This is a genomic window from Accumulibacter sp., assembly GCF_029255145.1.
Classification (GTDB): Bacteria; Pseudomonadota; Gammaproteobacteria; order Burkholderiales; family Rhodocyclaceae; genus Accumulibacter.
This window is the reverse complement of the sequence record NZ_JAPUVQ010000138.1, coordinates 1-11690: the sequence shown is the minus strand read 5'-3', so window position 1 is coordinate 11690 and position 11690 is coordinate 1. Positions and strand designations below refer to the sequence as shown.

Below are 11690 nucleotides of genomic sequence, written 5' to 3'. Positions count from 1 at the left end.
CCGGAGGTCCGATTTACTGACTGAGAGTCTTGCCGGCGGCTTCCGCCGCTGCCTTGTTCGCTGCTGCTCGCTGGTGCGCGTCGCCGACCGCCTTGGCGGCTTCGGGTGGCATGTAGTTCTCGTCGTGTTTGGCGAGCACCTCGGCGGCGGCAAAGACGCCATCGGCGTCGAGTTTGCCCTGCGCGACGACCCCTTTGCCCTCGCGGAAGAGGTCCGGCAGGATCCCCCGGTAGGCAACGGTCATTTCCCGGTCGGTGTCGGTGACCACGAAGCGCATCGTCACCCCGTCGGCCTGACGCTGCAGCGATCCTTCCTTGACCATGCCGCCGATGCGAAAGCTCTTGCCGGTTGGCGCTTCGCCGGCGGCCACCTGCGTCGGTGAAAAGAAGAACACCAGGTTGCTCTGGAAGGCATTGAGTACCAGCGTTACGGCGATGCCGAGAATGACCAGACCGCCGGCGATCAACGCCATGCGCTTGTGACGAGGTTTCAAGCTGTGCTCCTGTGGTTGGACACTGCGCGCGCCCTGGTCGCTTCGCTCCTCTCGGCACGGTACTGACGCTTCAGACGCTCCAGCAGAGTCTTCCGACCCCGCAACAACAGCATCGGTTCCGCGATCATCAGCACCGCCATCACCACCACCGAGCCCCAGACGTACAGGCCGTGGTTGCCCATCGCCAGAAACTCGCCAAGACTGTTCCAGTGCATGCGCTTACTCCTGCTCGGTGAGCAGTTCGCGCACCCAGTCGGTGTGGCGTTCGCGCTCGAGCATGATCGTTCGTACCCGCATCAGCGCGATGGCGATGCTGTACATCCAGCACCCCAGCGCGCACAGCAGCATCCCCCAGAGCATCATCGCCGCCATGCTCGGCGCCCTGGTCAGGCTGACCGACGCGCCCTGGTGCAGGGTGTTCCACCACTTCACCGAGAAGTAGATGATCGGAATGTTCACCACCCCGACCAGCGCCAGGATGGCACCGGCCTTGTCGGCCCGGCGCGGGTCGTCGATCGCTGCCTGCAGGGCGATGAAGCCGATATACAGGAAGAGCAGGATCAATTCCGAAGTCAGGCGCGCATCCCAGACCCACCAGGTGCCCCACATCGGTTTGCCCCAGAGGGCGCCGGTCCACAGCGAAAGGAAGGCGAACAGCGCGCCGGTCGGCGCCAGTGCCGAGGCCATCATTCCCGACAGGCGAATGTTGAAAGCCAGCCCGATGCCGGCCCAGAAAGCCATCACCAGATAGATGAACATCGACAGCCACGACGCCGGCACGTGCAGAAAGATGATCCGGTAGCCCTCGCCCTGCTGGGCGTCGGTTGGCGCCAGCAGGAAGCCGATGCTCAGTCCGGCGACGCCGAACAGCGCGGCGAGCGCCCAGAACCAGGGGATCATTCTGCCGGCGAGCGGGTAGAAGGCCTGCGGACTGGCGTACCGGAACCAGTTGATCGCGCGCTCGGTCATCGCACGGAAAGCGGTAGTTGAACGCGCCGCCTGGCGGGCGTGCGGGCGAGACCGGCCAGGCGCGACGATGGGCCGTCGCTGCCGCTGGCTTGCGGCGCGCCAAGGCGAACAGGCGAACTACGATGCATGAGGCGTCCCAAGATGAAACAGGCGGTGAACCACGCGGCGAACCGAAGCCCGCCATTCTACCTCAAGCGGCACGGCTGGCCGTCGCCATGCGGCGGATGGGGTTCCCGGAGCCGGCTTCATTCCAGCGCCACGCGCAAGGCGGCCGCCGTCGGCCACGGGGCGAAGAACACCCCGCCAAGCGCCAGCGCGCCAAGCAGCGACAGATGCGCTTGCGGCCCGAGGCCGCTGACCGTGGCATCGACTGCGCCAGCGCCGAAGATCAGCACCGGAATGTACAGCGGCAGTACCAGCAGCGACAGCAGCACGCCGCCCCCGCGTACGCCCAGGGTCAGGGCCGCGCCGATGGCGCCGATGCCGGACAGCGCCGGCGTGCCGATCAGCAGCGACAGGGTGAGCACTGCCAGCGCGTCGCTGGCCAGATCGAACTGGACACCGAGTATCGGCGCCAGTACGACCAGCGGCAAGCCGGCCACCAGCCAGTGCGCGATCACCTTGCCGAGCACGATCAGCCCCAGTGGCTGCGGTGCCAGCGCCAGTTGTTCGAGCGTGCCGTCGCGGTGATCGTCGGCAAACAACCGTGGCAGGGAAAGCATCGTCGCCAGCAGCGCCGCGACCCACAGCACGCCCGGCGCCATCCGGCGCAGTTGATCGGGTTCGGGGCCGACGCCGAGCGGGAACAGGCTGACGACGATGATGAAGAAGAACATCGCCGCAACGATGTCGGCCTGCCGCCGCATGGCCAGTCGCAGGTCGCGGCCGATTACCGCCCGCAGCGAGCTCAGCATGTTCTTGACTGGCCGCCGCCAGGCGCTGCATGGTCGTCGCCAAGCCACAGTTCGCGGACCGCTGCGGCCGGGATGGGCACCGCCTGATGAGTGGTCAGCACGGCCAGTCCACCGCGCTGCAGGTGCGCGCCGATCAGGCCGGCAACGAGTTCGACGGCGGCCGTGTCGAGCGCGACGTAGGGCTCGTCGAGCACCCACAGCGGGCGCCTTTCATTGACCAGGCGAGCCAGGGCGGCGCGCCGCTTCTGTCCTTGCGAAAGATAGCGGCAGGGCAGATCCTCGCGGCCGCGTAGTCCGACCAGTTCCAGCGCATCCAGCGCCGCATCCGGGTCAAGCGACTCCTGCGCCAGTTGCGCCGACGAGCGCAGGTTTTCCAGCGGCGTCAGTTCTTCCTTGATCGCGTTCTGGTGGCCGAGGTAGCACAGTTCGCTGCGAAATTCCTCGCCAAGCCTGCCGATCGGCTTGCCGCGCCAGCGAATCTCGCCGCTGGCCGCTGGCGTCAGCGCACAAAGCATCCGCAGCAGGCTGGTCTTTCCCGAACCATTGCTCCCCTGCACGTAGAGCATTTCGCCCCCTTCGAGCCGAAAGCCGACGTCGGCGAACAGGCGCCGTTCACCGCGTACGCATTCCAGATTCGAGGCTTCAAGCATGCAGAGGGAGATCCCGGAAAGGGCAGTGCCGGCGACGGAGGTCGTGGCCAGCGGTCGGTGAGGGCGTATTGTGAACGCGGCAGTTTAGCCGTGGATTGATTAGAATCAAAATGGATTCAAAGGCTTTTGCTATCGTTCGGAGACCTTTTCCGGGAAGGTCACCGTGCAACAGGGCATTTTGCAGCTCGCTTTGACGTGGGACGGGCAGCAGATCGCCACCGCCGAGGTCGCTTCGACCCGGCCGGCGGCGGGCGGTCTGCGCGGACTCCCGGTCGCGCGGGCCCTCGAAATCATTCGGCGCCTGTTCAGCACTTGCCTCTGTGCGCAGGCGGCAGCGGCGCGCCCGGCCTTGCCCGCGGCGCGCGGCACCTTGCGGCACCGGGTCGAACTCGATGGCGATCGCCTTGCACGCCATGTCACCGTCGCGCCGACCGACTGGAACTTTCACCCGCAGGTGGCGTTTGTCCGCGAGCTCGGCGGTGGCCCGGCGCGGACCCGTGCCGAGGCCGGGATGGCCGCCCGCTGCCTGGCCCTGGCGCTCGATCCCTGCGTGCCCAGCGAGCTGGTGGTCAAGGATGCATGAGATGTCGCTGGCGCTGGGCATCCTGCAGATTGTCGAGGACGCGGCGCTCGTGCAGCACTTTCGGCGCGTCCGCTCGGTGTTCCTCGAAATCGGCCAGCTCTCGGCGGTCGAGCCCGAAGCGATGCGCTTCTGCTTCGACGCCGTGACCAGCGGCACGCTGGCCGAAGGCGCGGTTCTGAATGTAGTCGAGGTGCCGGGCGAAGGTTTATGTTTTAATTGCAATCAGACGGTGCCGCTCGCGGCCCGTTACGACCCCTGCCCAGCCTGCGGTCGGTACCCCGTTCAAGCGACCGGAGGGACCGAGATGCGGGTCAAGGAGCTGGAGGTTGAATAATATCGAGGAGACAGCAGATGTGTAGCACGTGCGGTTGCGGCGCCGGGGAAACTCGCGTCGGCGGAAAGCCTTTGTCGGAGCCGGAAGACGACCCTCCCCAGCGCAACGGCCACGCTCCGCCGCAGCAGGCGGCTGAGCAGGGCCGGCCGGGGCGCTCGACGATCGGCTACAGTGCGGTCGTCGCCGCCGATGGCCGGCATCGGCATGGCGCGGGACCATGGCCCCGGGCTCACCACCCCGCGGCGCGCGCGGAGCCGCACGCTGACGATGCTGCCACCGATGCCGGCGAGCCCCTTGCAGACGCACCGGCGCCGGCCACGACGCCATCCCGGATGGTCCGGATCGAGCGCGACATCCTGGCCAGGAACGACGGCCACGCGGCTCAGAACCGGCAGCGTTTCGACGAGCAGGGGATTCTTGCCCTCAACCTGGTATCCAGCCCTGGCTCCGGGAAAACCAGCCTGCTGTGCCGCAGCATCGAGGCGCTGAAGGACAAGCTGTCGATCACGGTGATCGAGGGCGACCAGCAAACCAGCCGCGACGCCGAACGGATTCGGGCCACTGGCGTCGCGGCGGTGCAGATCAACACCGGCAAGGGCTGCCATCTGGACGCGCACATGGTTGGCCATGCCCTGGACGAGCTGTCGCCGGCCGACGATTCGCTGCTGCTGATCGAGAACGTCGGCAATCTCGTCTGCCCGGCGGCCTTCGATCTTGGCGAGGCGGACAAGGTGGTGATCCTGTCGGTCACCGAGGGCGAAGACAAACCGCTCAAGTATTCGGCGATGTTCCACGCCGCCTCGCTGATGCTGCTCAACAAGGTCGATCTGCTGCCCTACGTCTCATTCGACTGCGATCTGGCGATCGGCTACGCCCGGCGGGTCAATCCGACGCTGCAGGTGATCCAGCTCTCGGCGACCACCGGCGAAGGCTTTGAGCAGTGGCTGGCATGGCTCGAGGCGGGCTGCGCCGCGCGCCGCGGGAAGAGGATGGCGACGGTGGCCGCGCTGCAGCGACGGATCGTCGAACGCGCAGCACGCCTTGCCGCCGCGACGGGAGGCTGAGATGACCGAGACCATCATTTGTCAGAACATCCGCGTCAGCGGTGTCGTTCAGGGCGTTGGCTTTCGCCCCTTCGTCTGGCGCCTGGCCAGGGAACTGGGCCTTGCCGGCTGGGTTCGCAACGACTCGCGCGGGGTCGAAATCGAGGTGTGCGGTGAGGCAGCGCAGGTGCACACGCTGATCGAACGTCTGCAGCACGATGCGCCGCCGCTGGCTCGGGTCAATACCGTGGTCGCCCGCGATGCGGCGCTGGCGGCGCACACGGGCAGCGACTTCTCGATCATCGACAGTCGGGGTGGCCGCGCAGCGACGATGATCGGGCACGATACGGCTGTCTGCCGCGACTGCCTGGCGGATGTCTTCGAGCCGAGCAGCCGCCGCTGGCGCTACGCCTTCACCAACTGCACCAACTGCGGGCCACGTTACACCATCAGCCGCAGCTTGCCGTACGACCGGGTGCGTACCAGCCTCAAGCCTTTCGTGATGTGTCCGAGGTGTCAGCACGAGTACCGGCAGCCAGCCGACCGGCGTTTTCACGCCGAGGCCAACTGCTGTCCGAAGTGCGGGCCGCAGCTGTTCCTGCTCGACGCCGAAGGGCATCCCTTGCCGGACGATCCGATCGCCGGCGCTCTGAGCCTGCTGCGGCAAGGGAAGATCATCGCCGTCAAAGGCCTGGGTGGTTTCCACCTGGCCTGCGACGCGCGCAGCGCGGTCGCCGTCGCGCTGCTGCGCGAGCGCAAGCAGCGCGACGAAAAGCCCTTCGTGGTGATGCTGGCCAACGCGCCGTCGGCGGCGATGTTCGTCCAGATGGGGATCGGCGAACCGGGGCTGCTGACCTTGCCGACGCGTCCGGCGATCCTCCTCCGGAAGCGCGGCAGCTGCGATGATGCCTTGCCCGGCGTCGCGCCCGGGTTGGCCTGGCTGGGCGTCATGCTGCCATACACGCCGCTGCAGTTCCTGCTCTTCCACGAAGCGGCGAAGCGTCCGCCTGGCCTGGGCTGGCTGGAGAGGGCGCAGGATCTGGCGCTGGTGATGACCAGCGCCAACCCCGGTGGCGAACCGCTGGTGGTCGGCAACAGCGAAGCCTTGCTGCGGCTGTACGGCATTGCCGACGCGTTCCTGATGCACGATCGCGACATCGTCACGCGTTGTGACGACAGCGTCGCGCGTATCACCAGCGGCGGCCTGCAGTTCATTCGGCGGGCGCGCGGCTACACGCCGCGGGCGATCAAGCTGCCGAGGGCCGGGCCCTCGGTGCTGGCCGTTGGTGGCTGGTTCAAGAACACGATTTGCGTCACGCGCGGCGACGAGGCCTTCGTTTCGCAGCATGTCGGCGATCTTGACAACGCTGCGGTGTGCGATTTCCTCGAAGAGAACGTCGCGCAGATGGTGAAGCTGCTCGGCGTCGAACCGGCGATCGTTGCGCACGACCTGCATCCCGATTTCCACTCGACCCATTTTGCCGCCGAGTGCGCGCAGCAGTGGAATTTGCCGCTGCTTGGCGTGCAGCATCACCATGCGCATGCCGCCGCGGTACTCGCCGAACACGGCATCCAGGGCAGCATGCTGGCGCTGTCGCTCGACGGGGTCGGGATTGGCACCGATGGCGCAGCCTGGGGTGGCGAGCTGTTGCGTGTCGATGGCGACCGTTTCCGGCGGCTTGGTTCGCTGATGCCGCTGGCGCTGCCGGGCGGCGATCGGGCGGCCAGCGAGCCGTGGCGAATGGCTGCTGCGGTGTTGCATCGACTGGGTCGCACCGGCGAGATAGTCGACCGCTTTTCGGCGCAAAAGGCTGCGCCGGCGGTTGCGCAGATGCTCACCGGCGATCTCAACTGCCCGCCGACCTCGAGCATGGGCCGTCTCTTCGACGCCGTTGCCGGCCTGCTCGGAGTCAAGGCGGTGATGGCCTACGAGGGGCAGGCGGCGATGCTGCTGGAAGGCTTGGCGCTGCGCTACGGCGACGTTCTGCCACTGGACATGGGCTGGAAAATCTCCGCCGGCCGACTCGATCTGCTGCCCTTGCTGGCGGTTCTCGCCGACGAAAAGAACCCCGAGCGCGGCGCCGCGCTGTTTCACGCGACGCTGGTCGCGGCGCTGGCCGAGTGGCTGCGGGTTCTTGTCCCCGGCGAACAGGCGGTGGTCGGCAGCGGTGGTTGCTTCCTCAACCAGGTGCTGGTGCGCGGCCTGCGCGCCCGCCTGAGTGCGCAGGGGATGCGCATCATCGAAGCGCGCCAGCTGCCGCCCAACGACGGCGGACTGAGCGTTGGTCAGGCGTGGGTCGCCTTGCAGCATCTGGCACGCCAATAGGGGCGCGGGGAGCATGTGCCTGGCGCTGCCCTGCCGGATCGTCGAACTGCGGCCCGACCAGCAGGCACTGATCGACGTCGCCGGCGTCGGCAAGGAGGTTTCGCTGGCGCTGGTGGACGACATAGCGGTCGGCGACTACGTCATCGTGCACGTCGGCTACGCGCTGACCCGGCTCGATCCGGAAGAGGCCGAAAAGACCCTGGCGCTGTTCGCCGAACTCGGCCAGGCGGCCTTGCAGGAGGCAACAGCGACGGTCGTTTGACGCGGCAGGCCTGCGGGGAGGGTGGCGGGGAATGGATTCATCGCGAGACAAGGGCGTCGGCGGATGAAGTTCATCGACGAGTTCCGGGACGGCAAGCTGGCCAGCGGGCTGGCCGCGGCGATCCGGCAGGCGGCGCGGGACGATCGCGACTACCACTTCATGGAGTTTTGCGGCGGCCACACGCACGCGATTGCTCGCTATGGGGTGAGCGACCTGCTGCCGCGTCGCGTGCGTCTGATCCACGGTCCTGGCTGTCCGGTCTGCGTGCTGCCGATCGGCCGCATCGATATGGCGATTCGCCTGGCGAGTGAATCGGGCGTCACCCTCTGCAGCTATGGCGATCCGCTGCGCGTGCCGGCGTCGGGCGGGCTGTCGCTGCTCAAGGCGAAAGCCGCGCTAAGCCGGAAATCCGGGGCTGGCGGCGGGATCCGGATGCTCTATTCGGGCGCCGACGCGCTGGCGCTGGCGCAGCGGCAACCCGACCGGCAGGTCGTCTTTTTCGCCATCGGCTTTGAAACGACGACGCCGCCGACGGCGCTGCTGATCAAACAGGCGCAGGCGCTCGGGCTCAAGAACTTCTCGGTGCTCTGCTGCCACGTGCTGACCCCGTCGGCGATCGCCAGCATCCTCGAATCGCTCGAAGTACGGCGCTGGGGAACGGTGCGGCTCGACGGTTTCATCGGTCCGGCGCACGTGTCTACCATCATCGGCACGCGGCCCTACGAGTTCTTCGCCGAGGAGTACCGCAAGCCGGTGGTGATCGCCGGCTTCGAGCCGCTCGACGTGATGCAGGCGATCCTGATGCTGATCAAGCAGGTCAACGCCGGCCAGGCGGTGGTCGAGAACGAGTTTTCGCGCGCTGTCACGCGCGACGGCAACCGCAAGGCGCAGCAGCTGGTCTGTGAAGTCTTTGAACTGCGGCGCTCGTTTGCCTGGCGCGGGCTTGGCGAACTGCCCTACAGCGCGCTGAAGATTCGCCGGGAGTTTGCCGATTTCGACGCCGAGCGCCGCTTTGCGGTCGTCTACCAGGCGGTTGACGATCATCCCGCCTGCGAGTGCGGCGCCGTTCTGCGCGGCGTCAAGCGGCCGCAGGAGTGCCGTATCTTCGGCAGCGTGTGCACCCCGGAAAACCCGGTCGGCTCGTGCATGGTTTCGGCCGAGGGCGCTTGCGCTGCGCACTATTCGTTTGGTCGTTTTGCCGACGCGGTGGTGGCGCCATGAGCGCCGGGCGCCCGGGCTATGTCCGGCCGCTGGACCTCAAACGAGGCGTCGTCGACCTGACGCACGGCAGCGGCGGCCGGGCGATGGCGCAGCTGATCGACGAGCTGTTCGCCAGGCGGCTGGGCAACGCCTATCTGCGGCAGGGCAACGACGCGGCGCTGCTGCCGATGCCGCCCGGCCGGCTGGTGATGTCCACCGACGGGCACGTCGTCTCGCCACTGTTCTTCCCCGGCGGCGACATCGGTTGCCTGGCGGTCAACGGCACCATCAACGACGTCGCGGTACTCGGCGCAACGCCGCTCTATCTGGCTGCCGGCTTCATCCTCGAAGAGGGATTTCCGCTCGCCGACCTGGCGCGCATCGTGGACTCGATGGCCGGTGCAGCGAACGCTGCCGGCGTGCCGGTGGTCACCGGCGACACCAAGGTCGTTGAGCGGGGAGCCGGCGACGGGGTGTACATCACCACCACCGGCGTCGGCGTCGTCGCCGACGGCGATGACTTCTCCGGCGACCGAGCCCGCCCGGGGGACCGGATCATCGTTTCGGGAACCATCGGCGAGCACGGCATGGCAATCATGGCGCAACGCGAAAGCATCGGCTTCGCGGCGCAGATCGTTTCCGACACTGCTGCGCTGCACGGCATGATCGCCGCGATGCGCGCCAGCGGCGCGGCGATCCGCGCCCTGCGCGACCCGACGCGCGGCGGCGTGGCGACGACGCTCAACGAAATCGCCCGCCAGTCGGGGGTCGGGATGATGCTTCAGGAAAGCGCGCTGCCGGTGCAACCCGAGGTCGCCGCCGCCTGCGAGTTTCTCGGTCTCGACCCGCTCTACGTGGCCAACGAAGGCAAGCTGCTGGCGATCGTCGCGGCGGCCGACGCCGACGCGCTGCTGGCGGCGATGCGCGCGCATCCGCTGGGACAGCGCGCGGCCTTGATCGGCAGCGTCCACGCCGACCCCCACCACTTCGTACAGATGACCACCGCCCTTGGCGGCCGCCGCATCGTCGACTGGTTGGCCGGCGAGCAGTTGCCGCGCATCTGCTGAGGCGGGACGACGATGCGCATCCTCCTGCTGTGCCACGCCTTCAACAGCCTCAGCCAGCGGCTGTACAGCGAGCTCGGTGCGCGCGGCCACCAGCTGTCGATCGAGTTCGATATCGCCCACGCGGTTGCCGAAGAGGCGGTCGCTCTGTTCCGGCCCGGGCTGATCATCGCGCCCTACCTGCGGCGCTCGCTTCCGGCGTCGATCTGGCAAGCGCATACCTGTCTGATCGTCCATCCGGGGATCGTCGGCGATCGCGGACCTTCGGCGCTCGACTGGGCGATTCAGGCGGGAGAAGCGGACTGGGGCGTGACCGTCCTGCAGGCGACCGGCGAACTCGACGGCGGTCCGGTGTGGGCCAGCGAACGTTTTGCCATGCGCGTCGCCAGGAAGTCGAGCCTGTATCGCCACGAAGTGACCGAAGCAGCCACCCGAGCCGTGCTGCGCGCCGTCGAGCGCTTCGCCGCCGGCAGTTTCGTGCCGATCCCGGTCGACCCCGCCGACGCCGGCGTACGCGGTCGCCTGCGGCCATTGATCACCCAGGCTGACCGCGCCATCGACTGGCAGCGCGATTCCGCTGCGGCGATCCTCGCCAGACTGAACGCCGGCGATGGTTTCCCCGGCGTCGCCGGCGAGCTGTTCGGCGAGCCCTGCCGCCTGTTCGACGCCTGGCCCGAAGACGGGCTGCGCGGTAGCGTGCCGGGGGCGGTGATCGCCTGGCGCGAAACCGCGATCCTGCGGGCGACGGTCGATGGTGCGCTGTGGATCGGCCATCTGCGGCGGTCGGAGCCGGCGGCCTCGTTCAAGCTGCCGGCGGCGCAGGTCTTCGCCGCGCAGCTGGCGGGCATTCCGGAAGCACCGCTGGCGAGCTTCTTCCCGGCGACCGGAGCGACCTGGCAGGATATTTGGTACGAAGAAGCCGGGGCGGTCGGCTTCCTGCATTTCGAGTTCTACAACGGTGCGATGAGCACCCGCCAGTGCCAGCGTCTGCTGGCGGCCTGGCGTTGGGCGACGCAGCGACCGGTCAGCGTCGTCGTCCTGATGGGCGGACGCGACTACTGGTCGAACGGCATCCACCTGCACAGCATCGAGGCCGCCGACTCGCCGGCCGACGAGTCGTGGGCCAACATCAACGCCATCGACGATCTCGCCGAAGCGATCATCCGCAGCGACCACCAGTTGACCGTCGCCGCGCTGCAGGGCAATTGCGGCGCCGGCGGCTGCTTTCTGGCGCGTGCCGCCGATCTGGTCTGGGCGCGCGCCGGCGTGCTGCTCAATCCGCACTACCGGAACATGGGCAACCTGTTTGGCTCGGAGTACTGGACCTACCTGCTGCCGGCGCGGGTCGGCGTCGACGGCGCGCAGGAGATCATGCGCCGGCGCCTGCCGATGAGTGCCGCCGCCGGCGTCGCGGCCGGCCTGGTCGATGCCTGCCTGGCCGGCGACCGCGACGCTTTCCGGGTCGACGTCGCGCGCCGTGCCGCCGAACTGGCCGCTTCGTCCGACCTCGGCGCGCGCCTGCACCGCAAGCGCCTGCGCCGCCACGCCGACGAGGCGCTGAAGCCGCTGGCCAGCTACCGCGCCGACGAACTCGCCGAACTGCAGCGCAACTTCTGCGGCTTCGACCCGAGCTATCACGTCGCCCGCTACCATTTCGTGCACAAGACGCCGAACTCGTGGACGCCGCGTCATCTGGCGATCCATCGCGACCTCGGCTGGCGCATTCCCCAACCTGATTAGCGCTGTGCTTCAGCCAACCGGAGCCAGACCTCGGGGCGCTTGCCGGTGGTGGCGGCGGCACGGATGAGGCGTCGCAGGATGATCTTGAGGTCGAAGCGGCGGTTGAAGCGGT

General features: G+C 67.9%; 13 protein-coding genes and 1 pseudogene. 8 read left to right on the top strand and 6 right to left on the bottom strand.

The window, feature by feature from the left end:
- Nucleotides 1-13: 13 nt before the first annotated feature.
- The 5 genes from ccmE to ccmA form a co-directional block, all read right to left on the bottom strand.
- Nucleotides 14-493 carry a cytochrome c maturation protein CcmE gene (gene ccmE, locus Q1L50_RS16660; protein WP_300340850.1) on the bottom strand — a complete coding sequence of 160 codons (480 nt, stop codon included), beginning with the start codon at nucleotides 491-493 and terminating at the stop codon, nucleotides 14-16.
- Nucleotides 490-708 carry a heme exporter protein CcmD gene (gene ccmD, locus Q1L50_RS16655; protein ID WP_300340847.1) on the bottom strand — a complete coding sequence of 73 codons (219 nt, stop codon included), beginning with the start codon at nucleotides 706-708 and terminating at the stop codon, nucleotides 490-492. Before ccmD ends, ccmE begins: the two co-directional genes overlap by 4 nt.
- A gap of 4 nt (nucleotides 709-712) precedes the next feature.
- A complete protein-coding gene (gene ccmC / locus Q1L50_RS16650) occupies nucleotides 713-1462 on the bottom strand; it encodes a heme ABC transporter permease CcmC (RefSeq protein WP_300340845.1) in 750 nt (249 codons plus the stop codon).
- Between the two features lie 245 nt (nucleotides 1463-1707).
- Complete coding sequence (gene ccmB / locus Q1L50_RS16645) at nucleotides 1708-2376, bottom strand: heme exporter protein CcmB (RefSeq protein ID WP_300340843.1); 669 nt, start codon at nucleotides 2374-2376, stop codon at nucleotides 1708-1710.
- Nucleotides 2370-3026, bottom strand: coding sequence for a cytochrome c biogenesis heme-transporting ATPase CcmA (ccmA, locus tag Q1L50_RS16640; protein ID WP_300340840.1), 657 nt, complete (start codon nucleotides 3024-3026; stop codon nucleotides 2370-2372). The genes ccmB and ccmA overlap by 7 nt, the downstream gene beginning before the upstream one ends.
- A 163-nt stretch (nucleotides 3027-3189) precedes the next feature.
- On the opposite strand from ccmA, the gene Q1L50_RS16635 reads away from it, so the two are divergent.
- From Q1L50_RS16635 to Q1L50_RS16600, 8 genes are all read left to right on the top strand, one after another.
- Nucleotides 3190-3609 carry a hypothetical protein gene (locus Q1L50_RS16635; protein WP_300340837.1) on the top strand — a complete coding sequence of 140 codons (420 nt, stop codon included), beginning with the start codon at nucleotides 3190-3192 and terminating at the stop codon, nucleotides 3607-3609.
- Nucleotides 3602-3943, top strand: coding sequence for a hydrogenase maturation nickel metallochaperone HypA (hypA, locus tag Q1L50_RS16630; RefSeq protein WP_300340836.1), 342 nt, complete (start codon nucleotides 3602-3604; stop codon nucleotides 3941-3943). Before Q1L50_RS16635 ends, hypA begins: the two co-directional genes overlap by 8 nt.
- 17 nt (nucleotides 3944-3960) lie before the next feature.
- A complete protein-coding gene (hypB, locus tag Q1L50_RS16625) occupies nucleotides 3961-5007 on the top strand; it encodes a hydrogenase nickel incorporation protein HypB (protein ID WP_300340833.1) in 1047 nt (348 codons plus the stop codon).
- Nucleotide 5008: 1 nt separating this feature from the next.
- Complete coding sequence (gene hypF / locus Q1L50_RS16620) at nucleotides 5009-7312, top strand: carbamoyltransferase HypF (RefSeq protein ID WP_300340831.1); 2304 nt, start codon at nucleotides 5009-5011, stop codon at nucleotides 7310-7312.
- Nucleotides 7313-7325: 13 nt separating this feature from the next.
- On the top strand, nucleotides 7326-7574 hold the full coding sequence (locus tag Q1L50_RS16615; protein WP_300340828.1) for a HypC/HybG/HupF family hydrogenase formation chaperone: 249 nt from the start codon (nucleotides 7326-7328) through the stop codon (nucleotides 7572-7574).
- 63 nt (nucleotides 7575-7637) lie between these two features.
- Nucleotides 7638-8795, top strand: a complete 1158-nt coding sequence (hypD, locus tag Q1L50_RS16610) for a hydrogenase formation protein HypD (protein ID WP_300340825.1) — start codon at nucleotides 7638-7640, stop codon at nucleotides 8793-8795.
- On the top strand, nucleotides 8792-9841 hold the full coding sequence (gene hypE / locus Q1L50_RS16605) for a hydrogenase expression/formation protein HypE (RefSeq protein ID WP_300340823.1): 1050 nt from the start codon (nucleotides 8792-8794) through the stop codon (nucleotides 9839-9841). The genes hypD and hypE overlap by 4 nt, the downstream gene beginning before the upstream one ends.
- A 12-nt stretch (nucleotides 9842-9853) precedes the next feature.
- The gene (locus Q1L50_RS16600; protein WP_300340821.1) at nucleotides 9854-11578 is read left to right on the top strand and encodes a hydrogenase maturation protein; all 1725 of its coding nucleotides are present in this window, start codon (nucleotides 9854-9856) and stop codon (nucleotides 11576-11578) included.
- Here Q1L50_RS16600 and Q1L50_RS16595 read toward each other — a convergent pair.
- Nucleotides 11575-11690: pseudogene (locus Q1L50_RS16595) on the bottom strand (IS1595 family transposase); the annotation flags it as partial. The gene Q1L50_RS16600 and the pseudogene Q1L50_RS16595 overlap by 4 nt on opposite strands.